The organism is Streptomyces sp. NPDC046862 (genome assembly GCF_040704615.1).
GTDB lineage: Bacteria > Actinomycetota > Actinomycetes > Streptomycetales > Streptomycetaceae > Streptomyces.
In genome coordinates, this window is the sequence record NZ_JBEYXP010000052.1 from 66278 (window position 1) to 92236 (window position 25959).

General features: G+C 70.3%; 26 protein-coding genes. 11 read left to right on the forward strand and 15 right to left on the reverse strand.

The window, feature by feature from the left end:
- Window positions 1-67 precede the first annotated feature (67 nt).
- From AB0959_RS41140 to AB0959_RS41165, 6 genes are all read left to right on the forward strand, one after another.
- A complete protein-coding gene (locus AB0959_RS41140) occupies window positions 68-1402 on the forward strand; it encodes an Ig-like domain-containing protein (protein WP_366831937.1) in 1335 nt (444 codons plus the stop codon).
- A gap of 41 nt (window positions 1403-1443) precedes the next feature.
- Window positions 1444-2346, forward strand: a complete 903-nt coding sequence (locus AB0959_RS41145; RefSeq protein ID WP_366831967.1) for a L,D-transpeptidase family protein — start codon at window positions 1444-1446, stop codon at window positions 2344-2346.
- A 62-nt stretch (window positions 2347-2408) separates the two neighbouring features.
- Complete coding sequence (locus tag AB0959_RS41150; protein ID WP_366831938.1) at window positions 2409-2549, forward strand: hypothetical protein; 141 nt, start codon at window positions 2409-2411, stop codon at window positions 2547-2549.
- Entirely contained in the window at window positions 2536-3300 is a 765-nt protein-coding gene (locus AB0959_RS41155) for a class I SAM-dependent methyltransferase (protein WP_366831939.1), read from the forward strand. The genes AB0959_RS41150 and AB0959_RS41155 overlap by 14 nt, the downstream gene beginning before the upstream one ends.
- 24 nt (window positions 3301-3324) lie before the next feature.
- The gene (gene cpt / locus AB0959_RS41160; protein WP_366831940.1) at window positions 3325-3858 is read left to right on the forward strand and encodes a chloramphenicol phosphotransferase CPT; all 534 of its coding nucleotides are present in this window, start codon (window positions 3325-3327) and stop codon (window positions 3856-3858) included.
- A gap of 106 nt (window positions 3859-3964) precedes the next feature.
- Window positions 3965-4426 carry a GNAT family N-acetyltransferase gene (locus AB0959_RS41165; RefSeq protein WP_366831941.1) on the forward strand — a complete coding sequence of 154 codons (462 nt, stop codon included), beginning with the start codon at window positions 3965-3967 and terminating at the stop codon, window positions 4424-4426.
- A 202-nt stretch (window positions 4427-4628) separates the two neighbouring features.
- Here the strand turns inward: AB0959_RS41165 and AB0959_RS41170 are convergent, their stop codons facing one another.
- From AB0959_RS41170 to AB0959_RS41185, 4 genes are all read right to left on the reverse strand, one after another.
- The gene (locus AB0959_RS41170; protein ID WP_366831942.1) at window positions 4629-5741 is read right to left on the reverse strand and encodes a hypothetical protein; all 1113 of its coding nucleotides are present in this window, start codon (window positions 5739-5741) and stop codon (window positions 4629-4631) included.
- A 212-nt stretch (window positions 5742-5953) separates the two neighbouring features.
- Window positions 5954-6817 carry an SAM-dependent methyltransferase gene (locus AB0959_RS41175; RefSeq protein ID WP_366831943.1) on the reverse strand — a complete coding sequence of 288 codons (864 nt, stop codon included), beginning with the start codon at window positions 6815-6817 and terminating at the stop codon, window positions 5954-5956.
- A gap of 141 nt (window positions 6818-6958) precedes the next feature.
- Entirely contained in the window at window positions 6959-7411 is a 453-nt protein-coding gene (locus AB0959_RS41180) for an SgcJ/EcaC family oxidoreductase (RefSeq protein ID WP_366831944.1), read from the reverse strand.
- Between the two features lie 151 nt (window positions 7412-7562).
- Window positions 7563-7871, reverse strand: a complete 309-nt coding sequence (locus tag AB0959_RS41185) for a hypothetical protein (protein ID WP_366831945.1) — start codon at window positions 7869-7871, stop codon at window positions 7563-7565.
- Window positions 7872-7978: 107 nt separating this feature from the next.
- Here AB0959_RS41185 and AB0959_RS41190 point away from each other — a divergent pair, with 107 nt between their 5' ends.
- A complete protein-coding gene (locus tag AB0959_RS41190; RefSeq protein WP_366831946.1) occupies window positions 7979-8944 on the forward strand; it encodes an LLM class F420-dependent oxidoreductase in 966 nt (321 codons plus the stop codon).
- Window positions 8945-9314: 370 nt separating this feature from the next.
- On the opposite strand, the gene AB0959_RS41195 is transcribed toward AB0959_RS41190, so the two are convergent.
- The 6 genes from AB0959_RS41195 to AB0959_RS41220 form a co-directional block, all read right to left on the reverse strand.
- On the reverse strand, window positions 9315-10286 hold the full coding sequence (locus AB0959_RS41195; protein WP_366831947.1) for an ABC transporter substrate-binding protein: 972 nt from the start codon (window positions 10284-10286) through the stop codon (window positions 9315-9317).
- A 20-nt stretch (window positions 10287-10306) separates the two neighbouring features.
- A complete protein-coding gene (locus tag AB0959_RS41200; protein WP_366831948.1) occupies window positions 10307-11110 on the reverse strand; it encodes a formylglycine-generating enzyme family protein in 804 nt (267 codons plus the stop codon).
- Window positions 11111-11214: 104 nt separating this feature from the next.
- Entirely contained in the window at window positions 11215-13659 is a 2445-nt protein-coding gene (locus AB0959_RS41205; RefSeq protein ID WP_366831949.1) for an arylsulfatase, read from the reverse strand.
- Window positions 13660-13881: 222 nt separating this feature from the next.
- Window positions 13882-14763, reverse strand: coding sequence for a LysR substrate-binding domain-containing protein (locus AB0959_RS41210; RefSeq protein WP_366831950.1), 882 nt, complete (start codon window positions 14761-14763; stop codon window positions 13882-13884).
- Window positions 14764-14952: 189 nt separating this feature from the next.
- Window positions 14953-17352, reverse strand: coding sequence for a serine/threonine-protein kinase (locus AB0959_RS41215; RefSeq protein ID WP_366831951.1), 2400 nt, complete (start codon window positions 17350-17352; stop codon window positions 14953-14955).
- A gap of 119 nt (window positions 17353-17471) precedes the next feature.
- Window positions 17472-18350, reverse strand: coding sequence for an SDR family NAD(P)-dependent oxidoreductase (locus tag AB0959_RS41220; protein ID WP_366831952.1), 879 nt, complete (start codon window positions 18348-18350; stop codon window positions 17472-17474).
- Window positions 18351-18545: 195 nt separating this feature from the next.
- Between AB0959_RS41220 and AB0959_RS41225 the strand changes: the two genes are divergently transcribed.
- Window positions 18546-19088, forward strand: a complete 543-nt coding sequence (locus AB0959_RS41225; protein WP_366831953.1) for a TetR/AcrR family transcriptional regulator — start codon at window positions 18546-18548, stop codon at window positions 19086-19088.
- A gap of 138 nt (window positions 19089-19226) precedes the next feature.
- Here the strand turns inward: AB0959_RS41225 and AB0959_RS41230 are convergent, their stop codons facing one another.
- Complete coding sequence (locus tag AB0959_RS41230; RefSeq protein WP_366831954.1) at window positions 19227-20000, reverse strand: DeoR/GlpR family DNA-binding transcription regulator; 774 nt, start codon at window positions 19998-20000, stop codon at window positions 19227-19229.
- 123 nt (window positions 20001-20123) lie between these two features.
- Between AB0959_RS41230 and AB0959_RS41235 the strand changes: the two genes are divergently transcribed.
- Together AB0959_RS41235 and AB0959_RS41240 are read left to right on the forward strand one after the other, a co-directional pair.
- On the forward strand, window positions 20124-20720 hold the full coding sequence (locus AB0959_RS41235; protein ID WP_366831955.1) for a nuclear transport factor 2 family protein: 597 nt from the start codon (window positions 20124-20126) through the stop codon (window positions 20718-20720).
- 101 nt (window positions 20721-20821) lie between these two features.
- A complete protein-coding gene (locus AB0959_RS41240; protein WP_366831956.1) occupies window positions 20822-21904 on the forward strand; it encodes an alpha/beta fold hydrolase in 1083 nt (360 codons plus the stop codon).
- A gap of 30 nt (window positions 21905-21934) precedes the next feature.
- Here AB0959_RS41240 and AB0959_RS41245 read toward each other — a convergent pair whose 3' ends face one another.
- From AB0959_RS41245 to AB0959_RS41255, 3 genes are all read right to left on the reverse strand, one after another.
- Window positions 21935-22675, reverse strand: coding sequence for a hypothetical protein (locus AB0959_RS41245; protein WP_366831957.1), 741 nt, complete (start codon window positions 22673-22675; stop codon window positions 21935-21937).
- 110 nt (window positions 22676-22785) lie between these two features.
- Complete coding sequence (locus AB0959_RS41250) at window positions 22786-23616, reverse strand: alpha/beta hydrolase (RefSeq protein WP_366831958.1); 831 nt, start codon at window positions 23614-23616, stop codon at window positions 22786-22788.
- 100 nt (window positions 23617-23716) lie between these two features.
- Window positions 23717-24217 (reverse strand): DUF2267 domain-containing protein, encoded by a 501-nt coding sequence (locus AB0959_RS41255; RefSeq protein ID WP_366831959.1) that lies wholly within the window; start codon window positions 24215-24217, stop codon window positions 23717-23719.
- A 174-nt stretch (window positions 24218-24391) separates the two neighbouring features.
- On the opposite strand from AB0959_RS41255, the gene AB0959_RS41260 reads away from it, so the two are divergent.
- Entirely contained in the window at window positions 24392-24703 is a 312-nt protein-coding gene (locus tag AB0959_RS41260; RefSeq protein WP_366831960.1) for a hypothetical protein, read from the forward strand.
- 95 nt (window positions 24704-24798) lie between these two features.
- Here AB0959_RS41260 and AB0959_RS41265 read toward each other — a convergent pair whose 3' ends face one another.
- Window positions 24799-25797 (reverse strand): helix-turn-helix domain-containing protein, encoded by a 999-nt coding sequence (locus tag AB0959_RS41265; protein ID WP_366831961.1) that lies wholly within the window; start codon window positions 25795-25797, stop codon window positions 24799-24801.
- Window positions 25798-25959: the final 162 nt, after the last annotated feature.

Genomic DNA, 25959 nt, shown 5'->3' on the forward strand with positions numbered 1-25959 from the left:
CACGGTCCCCTTGCGGTTCTTCCCACACCCTGACCACTTCCTGATATCCGCGCTCCACGCTGGCCCCATGCACGACGGAGAATCCACCCATCACACCTGCCCGGGCCCGGGCCCGGCTCCGGCTCCGGCTCCGGCAGCGGCGTCCGCGGCGGGCCCGGCGCGCCGCGTCCCAGCCGCCCGCCCCGTCCCGGCCCGGTCCGTCCTGGCGCTGCTGTCCGTCTCGGTGTGCCTGTTGGCCGGCTGCGGCACCGGGGCGTCGGACGCGAAGGACCCCGCAGGGGACCCGGCGAAGAGACCCGTGCAGGCCGCCGGGGCGGCGACGGGGCCCCGGCTGGACCTGCACGCCACCGACGGGCAGGAACATGTCCCGGTCACCGTCGGCGGCCGGGTCACGGTCGAAGGGGGCACGCTCGCCGAGGTGTCCCTGTCCACCGCGGACGGTCGGGCGGTGGAGTCGGTGGAGGGCGAACGGTCCCCGGACAAGAAGAGCTGGGCTCCCTCGGACGACCTGAAGCACGGGACGGCCTACCGGTTGACCGCCGTGGCCACCGGCACCGACGGCCACCGTACGACCAGGAGCGTGACGTTCAGGACGCTTGCCGAGGCCGACCGGTTCACCGGCACCTCCACCCCGCGGAACGGCTCCACGGTGGGTGTGGGCATGCCGGTCTCGTTCACCTTCGACAAGCCGATCACCGACAAGAAGGCCGTCGAGTCCGCCGTCGAGGTCAGTGCCGACAGCGGACAGACCGTCGTGGGCCACTGGTTCGGCGGGCAGCGCCTCGACTTCCGTCCGAAGGAGTACTGGAAGCCCCAGTCCACGGTCACCGTCAGGATCCGCCTCGCCGGAGTGAAGGGGGCCGCCGGCGCGTACGGCGAGCAGGACCAGACCCTCCGGTTCAAGGTCGGGCGCGGTCAGGTGTCCACCGTGGACGCCGCCGCGCACACCATGAAGGTCGTCCGGGACGGCAGCACCGTGCGGAACATACCGATCACCGCGGGCGCCGCCTCGTCGCCCACCTGGAACGGGCAGATGGTCATCTCCGAGAAGCTGATCTCGACGCGGATGAACGGCGCCACGGTCGGTTACGCCGGCGAGTACGACATCCCCGACGTCCCGCACGCCATGCGGCTGTCCACCTCGGGCACCTTCATCCACGGCAACTACTGGGGGGCCGACTCCGTCTTCGGCCGGTCCAACATCAGCCACGGCTGCGTGGGGCTCAATGACGTCAAGGGCGGTGGCGACTCCGGTCAGGACGCCGCCTGGTTCTACGACAACTCCCTCATCGGCGACGTGGTCGTGGTGAAGAACTCCGACGACAAGGTGATCGCCCCCGACAACGGACTCAACGGCTGGAACATGCCGTGGAACGAGTGGACGGCGGGTTCGGCGCTGTGAGGCACCCGGTGAGGCACCTCTTCTCGTCCGTGGGCTCCTCCGTGGGCTCCTCCGTGGGCTCCTCCGTGAGCTCCTCCGTGGGCTCCCGTCTGCCGGTTCCCGCCGCGGTCCTGGCCCTGGCCCTCACCCTGGCCGGGTGCGGCGGCCCCGGCGGTGACCCCGGTGCCGGGACGGCGGAGGGCGTTCCCTCGGCCGCCGCCTCGGCCGCTGCCAGTGCGCAGGGCGACCGGGCTGCCACGCCCAGCACGGCTGACGCCGGAGCTGCGGGCGCGAGTGCGAGTGCGAGTGCGAGTGCGGGTGCGGGTGCGAGTGCGGGTGCGAGTGCGGGTGCAAGTGGGGGCGCGAGCGCTTCCGCAGCGGCCGACCTCCCGGGCCTCGGCCCCCGGACGCTCGCCGCGGTCCCCGAGAACGCCCGGCAGGTCGTCGTCGTCACCGGGAAGGACAGGAACTCCCCCAAGTCGCAGGTGGTGCTGTACCAACGCACCCGCGACGGCTGGGCCGCCGGGCAGACCTGGGCCGCCCACAACGCGCTCCGGGGCTGGACCGACGACCATCACGCGGGTGACCTGCGCTCGCCCATCGGCGTGTTCACCCTCAGCGACGCGGGCGGACTGCTCGCCGACCCGGGCACGAAGCTGCCCTACGACCGGTCCGGCGGCTTCACCATCGGCGGCACCGGATTCGAGGGCGAGCCGCTCGCCGGCTCCTTCGACTACGTGGTCGCGATCGACTACAACCGCAAGCCGGGCACCTCCCCGCTCGACTGGACCCGTCCGCTCGGCGCGGGCCGCGGCGGCGGCATCTGGCTGCACGTCGACCACGGCGGGCCCACCCACGGCTGTGTGAGCCTGGCGCAGCAGCACATGAAGGAGTTGCTGCGCACGCTCGACCCGGCGCTGCACCCGGTGATCGTGATGGGGGACCGCACGTCTCTCGAACGGTAATGACTCCATCTGCCGCCGCGGACTGGTGAATTGGGGCGGCTCATAATTCGCTGGCGACGCTGATGGACCCGGTACTACCGTGCGCCGAGGACGCCACGGAGATCACTGGCGGAACCAACAAGAACCAGCAGAACCAGCAGAACCCGCTGACGGTGTCGTACAGCGCGGGGAAGGGACGGATGGACGCAGATGGAGCCAGCTGATTTCTATACCGGGATCGTTGCCGATGCCTACGCGCCCCTGAAGTCCTTCTCTCCGGACCCCGACCCGTACGCGGCCTTCGTGCGGGAGGCGGGCGCACCGGCGCTGGAGCTGGGCTGTGGAGACGGTGATCCGCTGCTCGCGCTGCGTCGGCTCGGGCTGGACGTGGAGGGTGTCGACTCCTCCGCGGACATGCTGGAGCGCTGCCGGCGTCGGGCCGAACAGGCGGGTGTCGCGGTCACCGTCCACCATCAGCGGATGGAGGCGCTCAGTCTGCCGCGTCGGTACCGTGCGGTCTTCCTGGCCGGTCCGACCTTCAACCTGCTACCGGACGACAGCACTGCCGAGGACGCTCTCCGCGGCATCCGCCGCCACCTTGTCGACGGCGGTTCCGCCTTGATCCCGCTGCATGTTCCGTCCCCCAGCCCCACCGATCAGATCGGGCGCGTACGCACGGCCACGGCCGACGACGGTGCCGAGTTGCGGTTCTCCGTGGTGTCCGAGGAACGCGATGAAAACCTGCGTACCCAGACCGCCTTGCTGCGCTACGAACGCCACGGGAACGATGACAGCTCCGTGCTGGAACGCCCCTGGCTGCTGCACTGGTACACGCGCTCCGGGTTCGAGAAGCTCGCCGCGGCGGCCGGGCTGACGACGGTGTCGGTCACGGACGAGAACGGCGACGCCGCCAAGGATGACGCCTCCTCCACGGTCTTCCGGCTCCGTGCCGAGCCCCCGCCGCCAGGGCACTAGGGCACAGTGCCGGAGCGTGGCGCGGTGGCGACTCAGGTGATCATTCTCAACGGTGGTTCCAGCTCGGGGAAGTCGGGGATCGTACGGTGCCTGCAGGCCGTACTGCCCGATCCGTGGCTGGCGTTCGGGTGCGACTCGTTCGTCGACGCTCTGCCCGCGAAGATGCGGGACTCGGACGGGGGAATCGTGTTCGCCGCGGACGGCGGGGTGAGCGTCGGGGCGGACTTCCGGGCGTTGGAGGCGGCCTGGATGGAGGGCGTCGTGGCGATGGTGCGTGCCGGGGCCAGGGTCATCATCGACGACGTCTTCCTCGGTGGAGCGGAGTCCCAGAAGCGGTGGCAGAAGGCTCTGGGCGGGCCGGCCGTGTTGTGGGTCGGCGTCAGGTGTGAGAGCGCGGTCGCCGCGGGGCGTGAGATCGCGCGGGGAGACCGGGTCCGGGGAATGGCCGCGTTGCAGGCGGACGTGGTGCATGAGGGGGTCTCGTACGACCTGGAGGTGGACACGACGCGTACCGAGTCCCTGCTCTGTGCGCGCACGATCGCCGCCCGCGTCAGCTGATCGCCGGAGGGGGCATGCCGACGTTGGGATCCAGAGCGCGGGAGTTGATGTGACAAGGTCAGGTCCCTTGGTCCGGTCACGGGCCACCGGGGACGTCGAGGGGTGTGTGAGGGTTCTCGCGGAGGTCCATCGGTGTGACGGTTATCCGGTGAACTGGCCTGAACGGCCTGCCGAGTGGTTGTCGCAGGCTTCTGTGTTGAGGGCCTGGGTCGCCGAACTCGATGGTCGTCTCGTCGGCCATGTCGCCTTGTCCAGGAGCGGTGAAGGGGATCTCGCTCCCGGCCTGTGGAGCCTGCGGAGCGGGACGAGTGAGGACTTGACCGCGGTGGTCAGCCGGCTGTTCGTGGCGCCGCGGGCCAGGGGGCACGGGATCGGCGCGCTGCTGGTCGGCCGAGCCGTGGAGGAAGCACGACGCCGTGGTCTGCATCCGGTGCTGGACGTCGTGGCGTCCGACACTGCCGCGGCAGCCCTGTACGAGCGGCTGGGCTGGGAACTGATGGCCACGGTCGAGCAACGATGGAGCCCGTCTCAGCTGGTGTCCGTCCGCTGTTACGCGGCGGCGTCGTGACGCAGCCGGTCACAGGCATCCGTTGTGGCCACTTCACGGAGGAGTACGCGTGAGCGGCGGCGTCCGCCGGGCGGTGTCCGGCCCGTGGTCGTGCAAGAAGGAGGGCTGCTGCCACCTCCAGGGCGGTATGAGCTGCGCGTGGTCCGAGGACCATGGTTGCGACGGACGGTTGATCGTCCGTCGCAACCGGCCCGGCCGGGCGTCAGTTGTTGACCAGGTCGATCACCGCCTCCGCCTGATCCCCGTGTTCCGACGAGTAGATCTCCAGGCCATCGGCGCGGTGGCTGTGGGTGCCGACGATCTGGACGTTGTCGTCGTCGACGCCGGTGAGGAACGGGCCGCCGCTGGCGCCGTGGCCCATGTCGCAGTCGATGGCGAGCCGGTCGTCGAGGGGGTTCCAGTCGCTGGCGTCGACGGTGTCGCCCTGGCAGAGCATCATGCGCTTGCCGTCGGCGAAGTCGCCGGCCGGGCGGCGGTATCCGTCGACCGGGTACCCAAGGACGTACACGTCGCTGTGGTCGGTGTCCCCAAAGTCATAGCCGTACGCGCCGACCGAGTCCTGGAGGGTGCCGTAGGTCGGGTGCTTCTTCATCACGAGAGCCCCCATGTCGTCGGTGCGGAGGTCCCCGTCCTCGGACCACGTGTCGGGCACGATCACCCGGTCGGCGAACCAGGCGCCCCAGGGGGCCTCGCCCTTCGCGTACGCCGGGATGAACATGAAGTCCGTGTAGAAGGCGCCGCCCTTGCCTCCGTGCAGGCAGTGAGCCGCCGTCCATACGGCGTTCTTGGTGTTCGACGTGATGACGGAGGCGCTGCAGACTTTCGACCCCTGGGGTGTTTCGAAGAACAGCTTCCCCGTGGCCACGTTCGGCCACGAGCGCGGGTACTCGACGAAGTCGGAACGCGGCTGGTCCAGCGTCGACACGCCCTCTTCGGGGCCTTCGGCACGCCGGTTCTTGGGTGGAACGGCGTCGGCCGAGAGCCGTGCGTTCTCGTCCCTGCCGCCGCTGTCACCGGCTCCGGCGCCGTCGTCGGGGCTTCCCGGCTCCTGCGCACGGCCGACGTCGGGTGATGCGGCGGGTGGGTCCATCGGGTTGGTCAGGGCCTCGCGCATGCGCTCCGGTGTCCAGTGCTCACGCGCCTGTGCCGTCGTGCCGGTCGTCTTCTCCGACAGAGCCCGGGGCTCCGCCTGGGCCTGCTGTGAGGTCGCGTCCCGCGATCCCGGTGGGGTGTTCTGCTCGGCGGCCGTCGCCGGGACGGAGGACAAGCCCATGAGCGCCAGGGGCACGACAAGCAGCGAGAGACTTCTGCGCACAGTGATTCCTTCCCCTTGAGGCACCCGATGGTCGATCGGGTGTCAGAGGAATGCTCGCGGGGAGGAAGGGCCGGCTGAGGCCGTTTCACCGATGCTTGCGAAACGTTTCTCGCCGGTCACAAACGGACTTTCCTGCCTCTTCCGCCACCTACGCCCTTAACGCTCCTGAACATCAACTTCTGGCCAGATGCGTGGCGCCCGGTGCGGGCGCCTCACGGCTTGCGGGCGACACCGACGTACAGCGAGACCTCCGCGTCGGTCACGTCGGCGGTGATCCGGCTCTCCTCGGCCATGCCGTCGGCGTCCCAGCGGTGCGGAACCTCGACGCCGGGCGGGACGACGTCCAGGCCCGCGAAGAACCGTTGCAGCTCGGCCCTGCCGCGCGCCTGCACCGGGATGCCGGACGAGCGGTAGACCTGGAGCGCACTGCTGATGCCCTCGGGGTCGAAGTCCGTCGTGACGTGGGACAGCGCGAGGTACGAGCCGGGGGCGAGGGCGCCGAGGAGCTGCTTGACGACGCCGTACGGGTCGGGGTGCCGGCCGTCGGGGAAGAAGTGCAGCAGGGCGTTGAGGCTGAGACCGACCGGGCGTCCGAGGTCGAGGGTGTCGGCGAGTTGGGGTGCCGCCAGGACGGAGGCGGGATCGCTCACGTCGGCCTGGACGAACGCGGTGCGGCCCTCGGGACTGCCGTTCAGGAGGCGTTGGGACTGGGCGAGGACGATCGGGTCCCTGTCGACGTACACCACGCGGGAGTCCGGGGCGACGCTCTGGGCGATCTCGTGGAGGTTGGGGCTGGTGGGGATGCCGGTGCCGATGTCCAGGAACTGCCGCACGCCTCGCTCGGCGAGGAAGCGGGTGGCGCGGTGCATCCACACGCGGTTGGTGCGGGCGATGACCATGAGGGCCGGGAAGGCGGCGATCGCCTTGCCCGCTGCCGCGCGGTCGACCGCGTAGTTGTCGCGACCACCCAGGTAGTAGTCGTACATGCGGGCGATGCTCGGCTGGTCGGTGCTTGGCTGGTCCGTGCTTGGCTGGTCGGTGCGTGGCTGGTCGGTGCGTGGCTCGGTGACGCTCATGTCCGGTCTCCCCTGTTGGGTCTACCCGTCTTCACTTCGTCGTCCCACCGCGGGTCGGCCCGAATGCGTAGGACCGGCCCACGGCAGGCTAACAACTCCTTTGCTGCAGTGACGAGTTCGTATCGGGCCGACTCAGCCGACTCAGCCGGCTCGGACCTCGGTGTTCTGGCCGGCGTGCAGCAGCCAGGTTCCGTCGTCCCGCTTGGTCATGACGTGGAGCGGGCTGCCCTCCGAGTCGCCCTCGGCCGAGTGGTAGACCTGCCGGACCTTGACGGCCGCGACGTCGGGTCTCAGGAACCGGATGTGCGCCGCCTCGTAGGTGACCTCGCCGCTCCACGTCGCGGTGGGCAGTACGGCGCGGGTGAACTCGGCGATCGCGTCGAAGCCGAGGAGGACCTTGCCGTGGGCGGTGGTCCAGAGGGCGTCGGGGTGGAAGAGCGCGAGGAATCCCTCGGCGTCCTTGGCGCGTTGGGTGCGTTCGACGGTGGCCACGATCTCTTCGAGGGCCTTGATGTCCTCGGTCGCGTCCGCCGTGGTGTCTGTGGAGATGTCCGTGGTGGCGTCGGCCGTGGTGTCCGTGGTTTCGGTGTTCATGCGGATCACTCTGTGACCTCAAGCAAGCTTGAGGTCAAGGGTGATGTGGTTTCCGCGGCTTGGGCGCGGCGAACGCTCCCGACACGCGTGTGGCGCCGCCGATCCCGCTGAACGGGACGGGCGGCGCCACGCGTGCAAACCGGCCGGGACGTTACCCGGGGAACGGCTTGCTCGCGTCGTCGTCGGCCTTGATGCAGGCGTCGAGCCTCTTCTGGAGAGCGGCCGCGTCGCTGAGCGCCTTCCTTGCCGCCGCGGTCTCCCCCAGATGCTTCAGCTTCCCGGCCTTCGCCTTGAGGTCCGCGATCTGCTGGCGCATCTGCCGCTCGTTGCACTTGACGGCGGCGGTGACGGCCACGTCGCCCTGCCCCGCCGTCGTGGCTGCGTGCGCGGGCATCGACGTGACGAAGAAGCCTCCGACCATGGCCGCGGTGACGGCCAGGACGGAAAATTTCTTGCTCATGAGCTGTTTCCCCCAAATAGGGCTTGCATTGGTCGAGTTGATCCTACAAAACCTTTTGAATCCGCAAGCACCGCACCGGTCCCGAGAGGTCAACTACCGTGCCCTCCATGGACTTCAGTGTGGTTGCCGCAGCACGTGAGGACGACAGCCCGGTCGATGAGCCGTTGCGGGTCGCCGTGGTCGCCGACCGGCTCGGGTATCCCGAGGTGTGGGTGGGTGAGGGGCCGACGTGGGACGCGTTCGTGCTCGCCACGGCGATCGGCGGTGCCACCGAGCGCGTGGCGCTGACGGCCGGGCCAGTGCCGGTGTCCGTGCGGGATCCGTTGACGATCGCCCGAGGGGCCGCGTCGGTCGCCGCCGTCACCGGCCGACCGGTGGGGGTGGCTCTGGGGACCTCCAGCAAGAGGGTGGTCGAGGGCGTCCACGGCCGGCCGCGTACCCGCCCCGCGGCCGCGCTCGCGGAGAGCGCCGAGGCGGTGCGCCGGCTCATGCACGGTGAGCCCGGTGAGGCGATCGTGCCCGGGAGTTCCTTCCGGCGGCGGCATCGGCCGCCGGGCGGGGCGGTGACCGTGGCGGCGTTCGGTGACCGGGCCATCGCCACGGCCGCCGAGCACTCCGACCGCATGCTGCTCGACGTCGTCTCGCCCGCTCAAGTGCGGGAACTGCGGGGCAAGTTGGACGCGGCCGCCGAACGGGCGGGGCGGACGACGCCGCCGCTGGCCGCCTGGCTGCCCGTGGCCGTGGATCCGGAGCCGGAGTCCCTCACCCAGATCCTGCGGAGCATCGTCGGCTATCTGACCGTGCCGGGGTACAGCGACGTTTTCGCCGACGCCGGTTACGGCGAGGCCGTGGAACTGGCGGCTTCCGGAGCCGACCCGGACGCCCTGCTCGCCGTGCTCCCGCCCGAGGCCGCGAGCACGGTCGGGCTGGTGGGTGACGTCGCCACGGTGCGCGCGCGTATCGACGCGTACGCCGCGGCCGGGCTGGACGAGATCGCCCTGGTCCCGGCCACGGCGGCCGACCCGGGCGGGGAGCGGACGCTGACGGCGCTGGCCGGCCAGGGCCAGGGATAGGGCCGGCGACGGGGCAAGGGCCAGGGCCGGGCCAGGGCCAGGGCCGGGCCAGGGCCAGGGCCGAGCCAGGGCCGGGCCAGGGCCAGGGCCGAGCCAGGGCCGGCGACAGGGCCAGGGCCGAGCCAGGGCCGGCGACAGGGCCGGGGCCGGGGCCGGGGCCGGGGCCGGGGCCGGGGCCGGGGCCGGGGCCGGGGGCAGGGTTAGGGCTGAGCGCTTCGCGGTGGGCGGACGCGGGTTCGTTGTGGCTGGTCGCGCCCACGCGGCGGAGCCGCACATTGACACAGCCCCGCGCCCCCTACGGGGCGCCGTACCGCACCGGAGTTCGACACGGCCGCTCGGGGCACGCGGCCGGAGCTCATGGCGAAAGACCTCAGCCCAGCCACGCCTTGACCTTGTCGGGGTTCGCCGCGACCCACTTCTTCGCCGCTGCCTCCGGGGACATCTTGTCGAGCGCGATGTACTTGGCGACGGTGTTCTGGTCGGCGTTGGTCCACTCGAAGTTCTTCACCAGGTCGTAGGCCGGGCTGCCGGACTTCGCGAACCGGGTGCTGACGATCTTGTCGAGGTCGAACACGGGATAGTCGCAGGCGACCTTCGCCGGGTCCTTGTCGCAGCCCTCCGTGTGCTGAGGCAGCTTGACGTGGACCAGCGGCACCTCCGAGAAGAACCACTGCGGCTCGTAGAAGTAGCCGATCACCCACTTCTTGTTCTTCTCGGCGTCCCGGAATGCCTGGATCAGCGCGGTCTCGCTGCCCGCGTACACCACCTTGAAGTCCAGCTTCAGGTTCTTCACCAGGGACTCGTCGTTGGTCTGGTACGACGGGTCGCCGTCCAGGAGCTGGCCCTTGCTGCCCGACTCGGAGGTCCTGAACTTCGAGGCGTACTTGTTGAGGTTCTTCCAGTCGGTGATGTCCGGGTACTTCTTCGCGATCCACGGGGGGACGTACCAGCCGATGATTCCCTTGTTGCCGGTCGGGCCGAGGTTGACGGCGGTCTTCTGCTCGGTGATGTACTTCTTCTTCAGGTCGTCGTGGCCCCAGTTCTCCAGGATGGCGTCGACCTCGCCCGTCTCGAACCCCTGCCAGCCGATCTCCGCCTTGAGGTCCTTCTTCACGACCTTGCAGCCGAGTTCCTTCTCCGCGACGTGGGCGACGACCGCCGCGTCGGCCTCGTAGCCCACCCACGGGTTGACCGCGAGGTTGAAGGTGCCGCACTTGCCCGGGCCGCCGTCCGCCGCGGCGGGGTCGTCACCGACCTTCGCCCCGCCGCAGGCGGTCAGGGTGAGACCGAGTACGGCCATCCCCGCCGCGCCGGAACGCCACTGCCTTGCTCGTCTTGCCATGGTCTTGCTCCTTATACGGGTCAGGTCATGTCCAGGGCGCACCGGAACCCCACGTTGCCGGTTGCCGAGTCGGGGAGGAGGCCCTGCCGCGCGGCGACCCGGTAGCGGCGGCAGTAGGACGCGTGGCAGAGGTACGAGCCGCCCTTGGCGATGCGCTGCCCTCCGTCGAGGGAGGGGAGGAACGGGTCCTCGCACCATTCCCAGACGTTGCCGGTGGCGTTGTACAGGCCGAAGGCGTTGGGCTCGTAGGCGTCGACCGGACAGGTGCCGTACCAGCCGTCGGCCGTCGGGTGCCGGTTCGGGAAGTCGCCCTGCCACACGTTCATCCGGGGACGGCCGCCCGGCTCGAACTCGTCGCCCCAGGGGAACACCTTCGCGTGCAGCCCTCCTCGGGCGGCGCGTTCCCATTCCGCCTCGGTGGGCAGGCGTTTGCCGGCCCAGGCGCAGTAGGCGCGGGCGTCGTCCCAGTCGACGTGGAGGACGGGGTGGTCAGGGCGGTCCTGCCAGGTGGAGTGCGGTCCGTCGGGACGGCGCCAGTCGGCGCCCTCGACCTGTCGCCACCAGGGCGCGGCCGCCACGGCCCTGGTCGGCGGAAAGTCGTCCGGGAGCAGTCCGGCGAAGACGAACGACCAGCCGATTCGCTCGGCCGAGGTGCGGTGTCCGGTGTCGGCGGCGAAGCGGGCGAACTGTGCGTTGGACACCGTGCACGCGTCGATCCAGAAGGCGTCGAGAGACACCGTGCGCACCGGGCCTTCCCCGTCGGCGGGGTAGGCGAGCGCGTCCGCGCTGCCCATGAGGAACTCGCCGGCGGGGACGGCCACCATGCCTTCGGATGTCCCCTCGGTCGCCCGGTGGAGGGCGGTCGGCGGGGGCTCCGATCGGCGCGCGTCCGCGTCCGCGCCTCGGCCGCCGGTCGGTGCGCAGCAGTTCACTGTGCCCCCATGACCCGCCGGTGCAGTCCGCCGTCGAACTCGGGCGGCTCGGTGGTTCCGGTGTCCAGATCGACGCGCACCGTGTGGATCGTTCCGGTGAACTCGTTGTCCAGGACCGGATAGTCGTCGGTCACCGGTGTACTCAGGTCCACCCCGACGTCGAGTGTCTCGTCGAAGGAGAAGTAGTACGGGATGGTCCGCTCGATCCGTCCGGTCGCGTGCTTTTCCCCGTCCACAAGGAGCACGGCGGTCCCGCCCTTGCCGAGTCCTCCGCCGTCGTAGGCGAACTCGAGCCGGATCTCGTGCCGTCCAGGCGGCAGGGGCTCGCCGCCGCGCAGGGTGTACAGGCTCATGCCGAAGTAGTTGTAGGCATAAGCCGGCCTGCCCTCGGTGAAGTACAGGGTCCAGCCGCCGAATCGGCCGCCCTGCGAGATGATCACGCCCTCGGCCGTCGACTCCCTCTCCCCCTCCGTCTCCGTCCCCGTCCTCGTCTCCGTCCCCGTCCCCGTCCCCGTCCCCGTCTCCGTCTCCGACCCCGTCTCCGGCAGGTCGATGTCGGCCGTGATGCTGTGCGAGCGGTTCTTGACGTTGGGTGTGGTCTCCTCGGTGAACCGCCGCATGCCCGCGCGGTAGGTGACGGAGGTGCGGTCACCGAGCAGGTCGATGCGGCCGGCCATGGCCGGGTTCTCCCGCTCGGTGACCCGGTCGTCCAGGGGGAAGACCTGGTACTTCGCCGCCTCGATCAGGAACAGGTCCTGCAACTGGCGCAATTTCTGGGGGTGTTCGGCGGCGAGGTCGTGTGCCTGGCTCCAGTCGCGGCTCAGGTCGTAGAGCTCCCAGACGTCGTCGGCGAACCTCCGGTCCCCCTCCGGCACCATCTCCCAGGGGACGCCGTGCCGGGTGACCGCCATCCAGCCGTCGTGGTAGATGCCCCGGTTGCCGCACATCTCGAAGTACTGGGTGCGGCGGTGCTCGGGCGCGTGGGGGTCCGCGAGCGTCGGCTGCATGCTCGTGCCCTCGATGGACTGCTGCGGCACCCCGTCCACGCTGAACGGGGCCGGGACTCCCACGCAGTCCAGGATCGTCGGCAGGACGTCGATCACGTGCGAGAACTGGTGACGGAGTCCGCCGCGTTCGGCGATCCCGCGCGGCCAGTGCAGGATCATGCCGTCCCGGGTGCCGCCGAAGTGCGAGGCGACCTGCTTGGTCCACTGGTAGGGGGTGTTCAGCGCCAGTGCCCACCCGGCCGGGGCGATCGGGTAGCTGAGCGGGCCGCCGATCTCGTCGATGTGGTCGATCATGTCGTCCGGGTCGTCCACGACGCCGTGGCCCAGCCGGTGCTCGACGATCGTCCCTTCGATGCCGCCCTCGCCCGAGGCTCCGTTGTCGCCCAGGATGTAGAGGAAGAGGGTGTTGTCCAGCTCGCCGAGTTCCTCCAGTGCGTCGACGAACCTGCCGACCTGTGCATCGGCGTGTTCGGTGAACCCTGCGAACGTCTCCATGAACCTGGCCGCCAGCCGGCGCCGGCTGTCGGTGAGTTCGTCCCAGTGGGGAACGCCTTCGGCCCAGGGCGCGAGTTCCGTCTCCGGGGGTACGACGCCGAGTTCCTTCTGCCGCCCGAGGGTCACCTCGCGCTGCCGGTCCCACCCGTGGTCGAACCGGCCGCGGTACTTCTCCTGCCATTCTGGACCGACGTGCAGCGGCGCGTGCGCGGCACCCAGCGCGAGGTAGGTGAGGAACGGCCGGTCGGGGGTCAGCGTGCGCTGGACGCGCACCCAGTCGATGGCGTGGTCGACGAGGTCCTCGGACAGGTGGTAGCCGTCCTCGGGCCGGCGGTCCGGCTCGATGGGGGTGGTGCCCTGGTACAGCAGCGGGTACCAGTGGTTCATCTCGGCGCCCATGAACCCGTAGAAGGTGTCGAATCCCTCGCCGGTGGGCCAGCGGTCGAACGGCCCGACCGCGCTGATCTCCCGCGGCGGGGTCTGGTGCCATTTACCGAAGGCGGCCGTGCTGTAGCCGTTGCCCTGGAGGATCTGGGCCAGGGTCGCCGCGCTGCGCGGCCGGAACCCGTTGTACCCGGGGGCCGCGGTGGTCATCTCGGTGGTGCCGCCCATGCCGACCGAGTGATGGTTGCGCCCGGTCAGCAGGGCCTGCCGGGTCGGCGAGCACAGGGCGGTCACGTGGAAGCGGGTGTAGCGCAGCCCGTTGTCGGCGAGCCGGTCCGCGGCCGGCATCTCGCACGGTCCGCCGAAGGCGCTGGAGGTGCCGAATCCGAGGTCGTCGACCAGCACGATCACCACGTTCGGCGCGCCCTCGGGGGGAGGGACCGGGCCGATGGGCGTGAAGGCGGTCTCCTGGTCGTGGACGTCCATCGCGGTCGTCAGGGGCCGACGGGTGTCGGGCCGCGGAAGTATGTGCCGTCCGGCGTCGAACTCAGTCATGTATTTCTCCGATTCGGTGCCCGGCGGGAAATGTCACGCCCTCTTGTCGCGGCCGAATTGTGGGTTTAATGCAGCTGGACGTCAGCGGCCCTGGGAGCGCCCCTGGCCTGCGACGCAGTCAACGTGTCAGTCGTTGCCGAGTCGGTCAACAAGACGTCTCGAATTTGCGCGAACCGTTTTTGAATGAGGGCAATAGAAATCTTCTATACCTGCTGGGGGATGTCAGTGCTGGGCAGGTGAGGACGCCAGGTCCACGAACGCCTGGGCGGCGGGCGACAGCGGACCCGACCGCCACACCAGCCGGCCGTGGCGCAGCAGCCGCGGCCGATGGGACAGCATCCGGGCCCCGCGCAGCGCGGCGTCCCGGGCCATGGAAGCGGGCAGCAGGGAGGCACCGACGCCGGAGAGGACCAGCGGCACGATCATCGCGCGGTGCGCGGTCTCCACCGCGATCCGCGGTGCGACGCCCAGCGCGGTGCACAGGTCGTCCACCGCCGCCCGGGTCTCGGTGCCCGGCGGTGTCACGATCAGGTCCAGCGCGGCCAGTTCACGCGAGGTGATGGTGTCGCCCGCCGGATGCGGGTGGTCCGCGGGCAGAACGACGTGCATCTCCTGCTCCGGCAGGTCGATCCCGCGGAGGTCCGCCGTGCTCACCGAGGCGTCCACCAGACCGAGTTCGCACCGCCCGGCCGCGACCATGTGCGCCACGGCGGGCCCGTGCTCCGGGTCGACCACGCGCACGGAGACCTTCGGATGTGCCCGATGGAAGCGCCCCAGCATGTCGGCCAGGGGGTCGACCGAAAGGGTCGTCTGCGAAACGATGTCGAGCCGGCCGCCGCTGAGCCCGAGGACCTCCCGGACCAGGGAGCCGGCCGTGGACAGGTCGCGCAGGACCTGCTGGGCCGGCCGGACCAGCGCCTCACCGGCCGCGGTGAGGGCGACACCCTGCGGGAGACGGTGAAAGAGCTTTCCGCCGAATTCGCGTTCCAGGGACCGGATCGCATGCGACAGCGAGGGCTGCGCGACATGGAGCGCGGTGGCCGCGGCCGTGAATCCGCCGTGCTCGACCACGGCGAGGAAATACTCCAGCTGGCGTCGTTCCATCGGGTCTCCGTCGGGTCCGTCGGGTCTCCCTCGGGTCCGTCGGGGCTCCGTCGGGATCCGTCTGGGCTCCGTCGGATCCGTCTGGCTCCGTCGGGATCCTCACACACGACCCCACCACTCGCCGCCTCGTCGCGTCGTCGCGTCGTCGCCTCGTCGCGTCGTCGCGTCGTCGCGTCGTCGCGTCGTCCCTTATGAGTCGGTGGCGGCCGGCGACGGGCGTGCCTCGGGGTGGTCCGGGCTCACGGAGAAGGCCATGTCGCCCGCCACCGCCACGATCGCGTCCTTCGCCAGCGTCACGCTGGGGAGCCTGTTCTCCGCTGAGGCCCCAGGGTCGTCCAGCTTGCCGCTGCTCCACTGTTTGTCACCGGAGACGCGGTCGAGGGCGAGGAGACGGCCGTAACGGTTGACGAAGTAGAGGTCGTCGTACTTCTTCGACAGGACCGGCGCCGACAGGTTCTCGATCTGTGTGTTCCGCGTCCAGATCCTGGTGCCGTTGGAGGCGCTCGTCGCGGTGACGGTCCCGTCGGGGCGGACGAAGTACACGACGCCGCCGACGGCGGTGGGCATGCCGCGCGGGGTGCCCTTCAGGGGGACGTCGGTGACGGTGCCGGTGTCCGGGTTCACCCGCAGCAGGGTCCTGTACGGCTCGTCGCGCCCGTCGCTCGACTCGGAGTCCTGGCTCTGCCGTACCGCGAACAGCGGCTGTCCGCCGACCGCGCCGAGTGGTTCCGCCGTCAGGGGCAGCCTGCCGAGTTCGCGCGCCGTGCCGTCGGCCGGGTCCAGGCGCAGGAGGCCCGCCGGGTTCTTGAAGGGGTCGTCGGCGTTGACGCAGATGCCGTAGGGGGCACCGCCCAGGGCAGACGGGGCGCAGGAGGTGCCGGCCGACGACTTCGCCGGGGTCCGCCACAGCTCCTTGCCCGTCTTCGTGTCGAAGGCGACGAACTCCGTGCCTCCGTTCGACATCGCCAGGAGGCCGCCGTTGAACAGGGCCGCGGGGCTGCCCGCGTCGATCGTGCTGGTCCAGGCCCGTTTCCCGGTCTCGGTGTCGACGGCGACCAGCTGCTGGGTCGAGTACACCGAGTCCTCGTTCGGCTGCACGTGCACGAACACGAGCCCGTCCCGTACGCCGAGGGGCCGTTCGGCGGCCTGCGAGGTGCTGCCGAACTGCCACTCGACACGGCCCGACGCGGCTGCGATCCGGGCGACCGTGAAGCCGGTTCCGGCGCAGTACAGGGAGGAACCGGCGGCTGCGGAGGAGCCGGCGGAGGTGTCGGAGGTGTCGGAGGTGTCGGCGGAGGTGTCGGAGGTGTCGGCCACGCAGCCGGACTCCACGGTGTCCACGTTGATGGCCGAGGAGTCCTTCACGGGGCGGGTGAGGTTCGTCTGCCAGGGCTGCCAGCCGGCGGGGAGCGCCGGGGTGCCGGTGGCGGGGGTGCCGGTGGCGGGGCTGCCGGTGGCGGAGGTGTTCCTGTCGTTCAGCCCGTTCGACAGCTGGTAGGCGACGTACGAACCGGCCGCGGTGACAGCGAGGGTCGCGCCGACGCCGATGAGCACGTTCCGTATGCGGCGGCCTGGACCTCGGCCGCCGCCCGAGCCGGCCGGGGCCGTCGTGTCACCGGGCCCGCCGCCTCGGGTCGGGGACGGGGCGGCGGCGACTCGGGTCCGGGATGGCGTGGCGGGTGTGGCGGGTGTGGCGGGTGTGGCGGGTGTGGCGGGTGTGAGTGGTGTGGCGGGTGTGGGTGGTGTGGCGGGGACGGCGGAGTAAGCGGCGGGTGTGGCCGGCAGGCCTTCGAACAGCCACTGCAGCTCGGTGAGTTCGGGGCGGGCGTAGGGGTCCTTGTCCAGGCAGCGTTCGGTGATGCTCCGCAGGGGCTCAGGCACCCGTTCCAGGGCGGGTGCCTCGTGCATGACCTGGTAGCCCGTCATGTACGGGCTGTCGGCGTCGAAGGGACCGTTGCCGGTGGCCGCGAACACCAGCAGCGAGCCGAGCGAGAACACGTCCGAGGCGGCGGTGACGTCCTTGGGTGTGGCGAACTGCTCCGGGGACATGAAGGGCGGGGTGCCGATCAGCCGTCCGGTCACGGTGAGGGCCTGGTTGTCGGCGGCGCGGGAGATGCCGAAGTCGATGACGCGCGGCCCGTCCTCGGCCATCAGCACGTTGCTCGGCTTCAGGTCCCGGTGCACCAGGCCCGCCTGGTGGATGTCCCGCAACGCCTCGACGAGCCCCAGCGCCAGCGTGCGCAACTCCCGCCCGCCCAACGGCCCTTCCTTGGCCACCGTCTCCGAGAGCGTGCGGCCGGGCACGTACAGCGTGGCCATCCACGGCTGTTCGGCGTCCGGGTCGGCGTCCACGACCGGCGCGGTGAACGCCCCGCTCACCCGGCGGGCCGCCGTCACCTCCTGCCGGAAACGGGCCCGGAACTCCTCGTCCTGCGCGTACTGGGCGTGGATGACCTTGACCGCGACCTGTCGCCCGGAGGACGAGCGTCCCAGGTGGACCACACCCATGCCACCGCTGCCGAGCCGGTCGACGAGCACGTAGCCGCCTATGGAGCCCATGGACTCCGATTCCCCGGTGCTCAGCGGCATCGCCGGTCAACCTTCCCAAGTCACCTGTTTCACACGGCCGTTCAGGAGCACCACACTAGTGCCACTCGGATCACCGGTCGGCGGGCGACTTCGCAAGGAGCGGGTCGGCGAGCGAGGGGTCAAGCCGTGAGCAAGGCGCTTCTGACCGCCGCATACGTGGCAAGCACGCGACGCAAAGACGCCACGTGCTCCTCGTCGAAGTCCAGCTTCTGGCGCTTTTCGAGGTTCTGGGGCTTTGAAAAGTAGTACCCGGAGATTCCCTTGAGCGCTGGGTCGCCGGCAAGCGCCACCACATTCGTAGCCGACTGCTCGACGGTAATCCCGAGGACGGAAAACAGCCCCCTGGAGATCACCCTGACAAAACCCGGCAGCGAGCGGTTGATGCCGGTATTCCTCACCAAACCCGCTGTCGCGCCGTTGATGGCGGGGCCGTTCGGGTGTTCCGCGGCGTACATCTGTTCATACAGCACGCAAGCCGACTGATTCTGTCCGATCGCGCGCATGACCGTGAAATTCTTTTCAAGAGATGGGTCGTCCTCGAAAAGGCGCGGATTCTTCGGCGCCTGCGCGCTGACAAAGACCACCCGGCCGTCATCAGCGTTCGAGAGCTCGGGCGTGAAAGCCTCGGTGAGGAGGTAGCGGACCAGGAACTGCGTCGCCCAGCCCTCTTCCAGGCCGTCGGCGCTCACCACCCGCTTGACGTTGACCACTCCGACAGAGTGAACGAGCGCATCCAGCCGTCCGCCCAGCTGCGGCTTGAGGACGCGCACAAACTGTTCGATCTCCGCGAACAGCGTGACGTCCAACGGCAGGAATTCCACCCCCGCAGAGCAATGAGGACGAAGCCGTGCGACGGCAGCCGCGCCCTTTTCGGCGCTGCGGCCCGCGATCCAGACTCTGTAACCCTTCTTGCCGAGGGCTTCCGCCACGGCCAGACCGATTCCGCTGCTGCCGCCCGTCACCAGTGCGGTGCGCGGCATCTCATTGCGTTCGCCCATGTTGAGTTCTCCCAGATCGATGGTCGCGGTGCTCCAGGCACGTCGGTGAACTGCGCGGAGCCAAGACCTAGTGAGATGCGGACGCCGGTGCGCCCGAGCTCTCGGGTAGCCATGAGGAGAGCGTACCTCATGACGAGACATGAATGTCTCGTCATGAGGCGTTAACATAACGGGGTGGTCAAATCAGATGTGGGGATGCAGCGGACCCGGGCGGCGATCCTCGACGCCGCCGCCCGGGTACTGGGCCGGCGAACGGACGCGGGGATGGCGGAGATCGCCGACGAGGCCGGGGTGGGACGCGCGACGCTGTACCGGCACTTCCCGTCACGGGAGTCGCTGCTGCGAGCCGTGGCGCAGACCGGGATCACCGAGCTCGTGGAGGCGTTCGACGCCGCGCACCTCGACGATCTTCCGGCCGACCGGGCGATCGCCCGGATCATCGCCATCTTCCTGCGGGAAGGCGCCAAGTATGCGGCGGTGATCAGGCAGGCCGACGAGTACTGCGAGCCTGCCGACATGGAACGCACGGTCACGCCCGTGCGCAAGGTCATCGACCGCGGCATCCACGACCAGGTGCTGCGCGACGACCTGCGCGGTGACGCGGTGTTCGCGATGTTCTCCGCGATCGTGGAACGTGCGCTCTGGTTGACGGTCGACGACGCGATGACCCCCGAGGAAGCCGCCGAGACCGCCCAGGCGATCTTCCTCAGCGGTGCACGGGGGCCCGAGCAGCCCTGAGGACCATGACGGCTGGAACAGATCGGCGCCGTGATCTCACTGATCACGGCGCCGTTCCGTGTGCGCCCCTACCGCCCCGGAGGTGGCCGAGCTTCCCGACGCCCGCGCACACCAGACCATCTGACGTGCAGGGCCCGGTCACCGCTCCCTCATGGCGGGAGCCTCCGCCACCACCACCCTCACGCCCGCCTCGCCGAGAGCCGTGCGGGTCGCCTCGTCCACCGAAGCGTCGGTGACGAGCACGTCCAGGTCCTCAGGCCCGCAGATCTTCACCATGCCCGCGCCGGGGAACTTGCTCCTGTCGGCCAGGAGCACCACCTGGTCGCCGGCGGCGATCATGGCGCGGCGGGCGGGCACCTCGGCGACAGAGGTGTCCATGACCTGGCCACCCGGGCGGACGCCACAGGCTCCCATGAAGAGCCAATCGGCGTGCACCTGGCGGAGGTTGTCCTCGGCCATGAAGCCGTCCAGCATGCGTGACTCGCGGATCACCATGCCGCCGAGCAGCATCAGGTCGATGGTGTCGTCCTCGGTGAGTTCGTCGTACACCGCGAGGCTGTTGGTGATCACGGTGAGCCGCCGCCCGTGCAGGTGGCGTGCCAGCCGGTGGACGGTGGTGCCGCTGTCGAGGATGACCGACTGGCCGTCCTCGATCATCGCGGCGGCCCGGGCGGCTATCGCGTCCTTCTCGGCCACGCTCGCCTCGGCGGCCTCGGCGAACGGCCGCTGGTCCACCTCCGCGACCGCTCCGCCGTGGACACGGGTGAGCAGTCCGTCCTCCTCCAGCTTGAGGAGGTCACGGCGGATGGTGGCCGCGCTGACATCGAGTTGCTCGGAGAGGTCGGTCACGGAGGCGGTGCCGCCGGAACGCAGGGCCCGCAGGATGAGTTGGTGTCGTCGCTCAGCCAGCACGCCACGGAACACTACACGTCACCATGTGGCGAAACCGGCTCGCTCCGTACCCACTTCCGACCGTAGGTTCGAGGGCGAGAAGATCTCCAAGTCGGGCGTCATCAGCAGGAATTGGAGCCCACCATGCCGGACACCACTTCGGCCGACCGCGACCCTCACGACATACGCGATGTACACGACGTACGCGACGTACGCGACGTACGCGACGCACATGGCGTGGATGACGTACGCGACGTACTGGCCCGCTATCACCGCGCCATGCTCGACAAGTCCGCGGACGATCTGGCCGATCTGTACGCGGCCGACGCCGTCCATGAGTTTCCGTTCCTCTTCCCTGGCATGCCGGAGCGCCTTCGGGGGCGGGAGGAGATCCGTGCGGGCTATCGGGCGGCATGGGGTGCGAGCCCGGCGCGGCCGCAGGAGATTCACGACGTCGTCGTCCATCGGAGCACCGACCCCGAGGTGATCACCGTCGAGCAGGTCGTCTCCGGGACGGTGACCACGACCAGGCAGGCCGGGCAGGTCGGGGAGGCGGGGCAGGCGGGGCAGGCCGGGCAGGCGTTCAGCTTCCCCGGGCTCCTGGTGCTCCGGGTCCGGGACGGTCTGATCGTGCACGCTCGCGACTACATGGACGGCCTGCGCGTCGCCCACACGATGGGCCGGCTGACCGCCGTGGCCGCCGCCCTCGGGCCCGGTCCGACGGGGTCGCCGCAGTCCTGACCTCACCGCGGGCCCTCCCCACCCGGGTGTTGCCACGTGCACCGGCGGTCCGGTGTTCAAGGCCATGGTGGGGTGTGCAGGGCGTTCATAGCCTCGTGGGCATGGCTGATGACGCGAAGAACACGGGCACGGGCAGGGACACGAGCACGGACACGGGCACATCGAGCGCGGCGGCGCCCTCGCGGCGGCACGCGTTACGGCGGCTCACGGCGGTGGCCGGCGGGGCGGCGGTCGCCGTCGGCCTCGGTACGGGGGTGGGGCGGGCCACTGACCACGGCGGGGCCCGGGGACAAGGACAAGCACAAGCACAGGGTCAGGGACGGGGGCGCAGGGGCGTGCGTACGTACGTCCTCGTGCACGGCACCCACAGCGCCGGCACGTTCTGGGCCGCGATCGGCAGGGAGCTGGCGCTGCGCGGGCACCGGGTCGTCGCGGTGGACCAACCGCTGCACGGTACCGAGAGGTTCGTGCCGGAGGCGTACCAGGCGCAGGATCTTCGGGCTCTGGCGACGGAGCCCTCGCCGCTCGCCGCCCTCACGCTGGACGACTTCGCGCGGCGCGTCACGAACACCGTGCGACGCGCCGCGCGGCTGGGCGGGCCCGTGGTGCTGGTCGGGCACAGCATGGGCGGGGTCTCGGTCAGCAGGGTCGCCGACGCCGTTCCCGAACTGCTCGCGCACATCTGCTACATGGCCGCCTTCTGCCCCAGCCGGACCATGCCGTCCCTGAACGACTGCGCGGCCTCACCCGAGGGGCAGCGCGCCATCAATCCGGTGGAGCAGGTCATCGGGGACCCGGAGAAACTGGGTGTGCTGCGCCTCAACTGGCGTACGTCCAACCGCCGTGACCTCGCCCTGTTCAAGGAGATGATCTGCGCGAACTACACGGACGCGGCGTTCCTGCGGGTGCTGGAGGGCATGCAGACCGACGAGTCGCTGGCGGCGTACGCGGGGCGGGCCGTGGGGCGGGCGGGTACGTGGGGGCGGATTCCGCGTACGTATCTGCGGATGGGCAAGGACAGGACCGTGTCCCCGGAGCTCCAGGACCGGATGATCGCGGAGGCCGACGCACTCACGCCGGACAACCGCTTCACCGTCCATGACTTTCCCGGGGCCGGACATCTGGGTCCTTCGGATCCCGCTCCCCTGGTGGACCTCCTTCACGGACTGCCGGTGACGGTGTAGTCGCGGCTCACCGCCCCAGGTCGCTCCATGTCATCCCGTGCTTCGCAGGGTCGTGACGATCCGGTTCGTCAGCTTCTTCGCCGTGCCGGCGCCGTTGTCGTGGCCGTCGGTGGACATGACGCTCACGACGTCGGTCCCCACGCGGGCGGCGATCAGCGTCGTGCCGTTCTCCCAGGCGCTGTCCGTGAGAGTGATCGTGTAGGCGGAGTCACCGAGTCCGGGTGTGGCGGCCCCGGAGATCTTCACCTTGCTGTGGGTCTGCGAGTCCGTGATCGCGGGGCACTGGGCGACGACCTTCTCCAGGCTCTTCACCACGCCCGCCGCGGTCGTCCCGCGGAAGGCGTCGATCTCCTGGGCAATGTCCGCGGACGTCTCCTTGTTCACGTAGTCGTTCTGCGCGAACGAGACCCCCGTGACTCCGGTGACGTCGATCCAACCGGTGCCGTTGAGCTTCGCGCAGTCCGGCTTGGAGGCTTCGGCGGAGGACGGCGAGGTGTACGCGGTGCCGGAGTCCCGGACACCGCTCGGGTCGACAGCGAAGCCGGAGGTGAAGAAGGACGCCGGCGCCAGGGCCTTCTTGAGCTGCGTGCCCGTCTTCAGACCGGCGTCGGGGTCCTTGGTGGTCGTGGCCGCCGAGTGCGTCGCCGAACCCGAGGAACCTGAGGAGCCGGACGAACCCGACGATTCCGACGAGCCGGAGGAACAGGCCGTCAGGGCCAGCGGGAGCGCCGCCGCGGCGAGGACCGCGGCAGCGGAGGACAGGAGACGCATCTGCATCCTTCGGGGAACTCAGGCAATCAACGGGTCTGACCGACCGGACCTTATGGGTGCACAGCCCACACATAGGCATGTAGCTGCCAAAGTTCTGTCAAAGCATGAAGTCACGGCATGAGGAAGGCACGCAGGGCGGCGTACAGGCGTTCCGGCTGGTCGAGGTGTACGTCGTGACCGGCCCCTTCGATGGTCGTGAGTTCCGTGGACGGGCCCGCGGACGGGCCTGCGGACGGGCTCCGGACGCTCCGGGCGAGCATCTCGCCGACCTCCTGGTCCGGCATGGTGCCCTGCGCGCCGCGCACGAGGAGAGTGGAGCAGGTGACGCGCTCCCAGGCGGGCCAGTACGCGGTGGTGGCCAGTTCCACGATCGCGGCGAGCATCGTGGCGCGGTCGACACGGTCGACATGGTCGACGCCGTCGAAGGCGGGGTGCTCTCCCTTGTCCAGCCATGCGGCGATCTCGGTGGGGAGCGTGGGGTTGGGGCCGCCCGGGCCCGCTTCGATCAGGACGAGGGAGTGGATCAGGGCCGGGTGGGACGCGGCGGTGAGCAGGGCAGTGTGGCCGCCCAGGGACTGACCGATGAGGGTCACCGGGGCCAGATCCAGGGCGCGTATCACCGTCAGGGCGTCCTGTACGGCGGCGGCTCGGCTCATGTCCTTGGGCTTGCGGGTGCTGGAGCCGTGGCCTCGGGCGTCGTACGCCACGATCCTGTGTCCGTCCGAGAGGAGCGGGGGCAGGAGGGCTTCCCACTCGCCCATGTGTCCCGCGAGGCCATGCAGGAGGAGGAGCGGCGCGCCCCTGCTTGGGCCACTGCTTCGGCTGCCCTGGTCTCCTTGGCCTGCTTGGCCTCCTTGGCCTGCTTGGTCGCGGTACGCGAGGCGGGTGCCGTCCGGGGTGGTGAGGTGGCCCGTCGTGGGGACTGGGGTGGGGGTCGTCACGAGTGGTCACCGTACGGCCGTCGCTGACGCCGGGCACAGGGTTTCCGCCCCGGCCCGGCGCCTGTCGGCTTGGTGGGCGGGGGTGTGGGGGTGTGGGGTGTCAGGTGGCGTGTGTCAGTTCCGGGAGCCCGAACAAGAGGGCGTAGCCCTGCGGGAGTTGGGCCAGCATGCGGTCGATCAGCGGGGTGTCCACCATGTGCGGAAGGGTGGCGAGGACCGAGCTGACGTCCCAGCGGGCCCTGGCGGGGGTGGCGGACTTGATACGGGTCGCGACGTCGTCCACGAACTCGGTGGCTGCCACGGGGCGGGTCACCGGGGTTCGGGACGTGACGAGGCGTGCCGCTTCCTCCGGCAGGCTCCGCGCGAGTTCGGCACGTGTCTCGCCGGTGACGTGGACGCCCAGGGCGGGGAGGACGATGCGGGTGACACGGGCCGCCTCCGCCGTGGTCGTGTACTGACCCGTGTTCCGTACGGCCTCGACCAGTTCGTCCCAGGTCGGGCGTGTGCTTGGGGTGTCCAACGGGTCACGGGGCGTCGTGGTGGGCGTCGTGGTGGGCGTGGTGGTGGGCGTGGTGCTCTGAGGTCTCGTGATGGCAGTCATCGTCGGGGCTCCTCCGGTCCAGTACCGGTGCATGAGATTCCGGTTCCGGTTCCGGTTCCGAGTTCCCAGGTCTTCGGTGCGTGTACCGGTTTCGCCCCGGAAGTCTGTGGGGCGGGCGGTTAACCTCGGGACACTCGGTTCACTTCGGTCATGGATCAGGTACGGGAGGCAACGATGGCGAGGGTTCCCACGGCGGCGGTGGCCGCGGGCGGGCTCATCGGGGGCTACGGCGTGGCCCGCTGGACCAGGAAGCGGCAGCTCGGCGGGGCCGTACTGGCCGTCGCCGGGGCCGCGGCGGCGCAGCAGTGGCGGCGGGAGGCCGGGGGCAGGGCCGCCGGGGCGCTGACCGCCGCGTACGTCGCCGCGTTCGCCGGGTCGCATCCGCTGGCCAAGAAGGTGGGCGCCTGGCCCGCCGTGTTCGGGGTCGCGGGTGCGGTGGCGCTGGCGTCCTGGGCGGTGGCCGACCGGCGGGGTGAGGGTTCCTGATCGGCTGTGGTCACTGATCGGCTGTGGTCACTGACCGGCTGTCGTCGCTGACCGGCTGTCGTCACTGACCGGCTGTCGTCGCTGACCGGCTGTCGTCACTGATCGACTGTCTTCCGGCTCGTCCGCGTGGCCCCGCCCCTGTCCGCCGCCCCCCGGGTCCGGAACGCCCGCCGGTACGCCTGCGGGCTGATCCCCACCACGCGCTTGAAACGGTCGCGGAACGCTGTCGAGGAGCCGAAGCCCGCCTGGTGCGCGATGTGCTCGACGGCGCGGTCGGTGTTCTCTAGGAGGTGCTGGGCGCGGCGGACGCGGGCCCTGTGCAGCCACTGCAGCGGGGTCGTGCCCGTCTGTTCGCGGAAACGGCGGTTGAGAGTACGGGCACTCGTGCCCGCGTGGGCCGCGATGTCGTCGAGCGTGAGGTCCCGCTCGGCGTTCTCCTCCATCCAGTGCAGCAGGGGCTCCAGCGTCGCGCCGGCCGGGGCGGGGGGCTGGGGGTGGAGGATGAACTGGGCCTGGCCGCCCTCCCGTTCCAGCGGCATGACCGACATGCGGGCCGCGTGGGCGGCGACCGCCGAACCGTAGTCGTTGCGGATCATGTGCAGGCACATGTCCATCGCCGCGGAGGCGCCGGCCGAGGTGAGGAACTGGCCGTTGTCGACGTAGAGGACGTTCGGGTCGACGGTCACCTTCGGGTACATGGCCGACAGGTCGGCGGCGGCGATCCAGTGCGTGGTGGCGCGCTGACCGTCCAGCAGGCCGGTGGCGGCGAAGATGAACGCGCCGACGCAGATCGAGGCGATGCGTGTGCCGGTGGCTGCCGCCTCGCACACGGCCTGGGCGACGCCCGGGGGGAGCGGGACCGTGGGGTCGGCCGTGCCCGGGAGGATGATCGTGTCGGCGTCGGCGAGGGCGTCCAGGCCGTGTGGGGCGCGCAGGGCGAAGTGGCCTGCGGTGACCTCGGGGGTCGGGGAGCAGACCCTGATGCGGTAGGGGGTGCGGCCGTCCGGTAGGCGGGCCCAGGTGAAGGTGTCGATCGGGGCGGAGAGGTCGAAGGGGATGACCTGGTCCAGTGCCAGGACGGCCACGGTGTGCATGGGGGCAGGGTAGTGGCGGTTTATGGGCTGTGCGCCGGGTTTTCGTCAGCTCGTCGGAGGAGACGGAGGAGTCGGAGGAGGGGAGGGGGCCTCGGGTTCTTTCGCCCCCGCCGCCCCTACCCGTCCCATCCTGTACCTGGGGGCTCCGCCCCCAGAACCCCC

What these genes read in the sequence shown, in the direction of transcription:
- AB0959_RS41185 (WP_366831945.1), bottom strand. Translation starts at nt 7,871, where the DNA reads ATGAGCAAGAAATTTTCCGTCCTGGCCGTCACCGCGGCCATGGTCGGA.
- AB0959_RS41225 (WP_366831953.1), top strand. Translation starts at nt 18,546, where the DNA reads ATGCAGCGGACCCGGGCGGCGATCCTCGACGCCGCCGCCCGGGTACTG.
- AB0959_RS41150 (WP_366831938.1), top strand. Translation starts at nt 2,409, where the DNA reads ATGGACCCGGTACTACCGTGCGCCGAGGACGCCACGGAGATCACTGGC.
- AB0959_RS41255 (WP_366831959.1), bottom strand. Translation starts at nt 24,217, where the DNA reads ATGACTGCCATCACGAGACCTCAGAGCACCACGCCCACCACCACGCCC.
- AB0959_RS41190 (WP_366831946.1), top strand. Translation starts at nt 7,979, where the DNA reads ATGGACTTCAGTGTGGTTGCCGCAGCACGTGAGGACGACAGCCCGGTC.
- AB0959_RS41140 (WP_366831937.1), top strand. Translation starts at nt 68, where the DNA reads ATGCACGACGGAGAATCCACCCATCACACCTGCCCGGGCCCGGGCCCG.
- AB0959_RS41265 (WP_366831961.1), bottom strand. Translation starts at nt 25,797, where the DNA reads ATGCACACCGTGGCCGTCCTGGCACTGGACCAGGTCATCCCCTTCGAC.
- AB0959_RS41195 (WP_366831947.1), bottom strand. Translation starts at nt 10,286, where the DNA reads ATGGCAAGACGAGCAAGGCAGTGGCGTTCCGGCGCGGCGGGGATGGCC.
- AB0959_RS41180 (WP_366831944.1), bottom strand. Translation starts at nt 7,411, where the DNA reads ATGAACACCGAAACCACGGACACCACGGCCGACGCCACCACGGACATC.
- AB0959_RS41240 (WP_366831956.1), top strand. Translation starts at nt 20,822, where the DNA reads ATGGCTGATGACGCGAAGAACACGGGCACGGGCAGGGACACGAGCACG.
- AB0959_RS41245 (WP_366831957.1), bottom strand. Translation starts at nt 22,675, where the DNA reads ATGCGTCTCCTGTCCTCCGCTGCCGCGGTCCTCGCCGCGGCGGCGCTC.
- AB0959_RS41205 (WP_366831949.1), bottom strand. Translation starts at nt 13,659, where the DNA reads ATGACTGAGTTCGACGCCGGACGGCACATACTTCCGCGGCCCGACACC.
- AB0959_RS41220 (WP_366831952.1), bottom strand. Translation starts at nt 18,350, where the DNA reads ATGGGCGAACGCAATGAGATGCCGCGCACCGCACTGGTGACGGGCGGC.
- AB0959_RS41215 (WP_366831951.1), bottom strand. Translation starts at nt 17,352, where the DNA reads ATGCCGCTGAGCACCGGGGAATCGGAGTCCATGGGCTCCATAGGCGGC.
- AB0959_RS41200 (WP_366831948.1), bottom strand. Translation starts at nt 11,110, where the DNA reads ATGGTGGCCGTCCCCGCCGGCGAGTTCCTCATGGGCAGCGCGGACGCG.
- AB0959_RS41260 (WP_366831960.1), top strand. Translation starts at nt 24,392, where the DNA reads ATGGCGAGGGTTCCCACGGCGGCGGTGGCCGCGGGCGGGCTCATCGGG.
- AB0959_RS41155 (WP_366831939.1), top strand. Translation starts at nt 2,536, where the DNA reads ATGGAGCCAGCTGATTTCTATACCGGGATCGTTGCCGATGCCTACGCG.
- AB0959_RS41175 (WP_366831943.1), bottom strand. Translation starts at nt 6,817, where the DNA reads ATGAGCGTCACCGAGCCACGCACCGACCAGCCACGCACCGACCAGCCA.
- AB0959_RS41210 (WP_366831950.1), bottom strand. Translation starts at nt 14,763, where the DNA reads ATGGAACGACGCCAGCTGGAGTATTTCCTCGCCGTGGTCGAGCACGGC.
- AB0959_RS41235 (WP_366831955.1), top strand. Translation starts at nt 20,124, where the DNA reads ATGCCGGACACCACTTCGGCCGACCGCGACCCTCACGACATACGCGAT.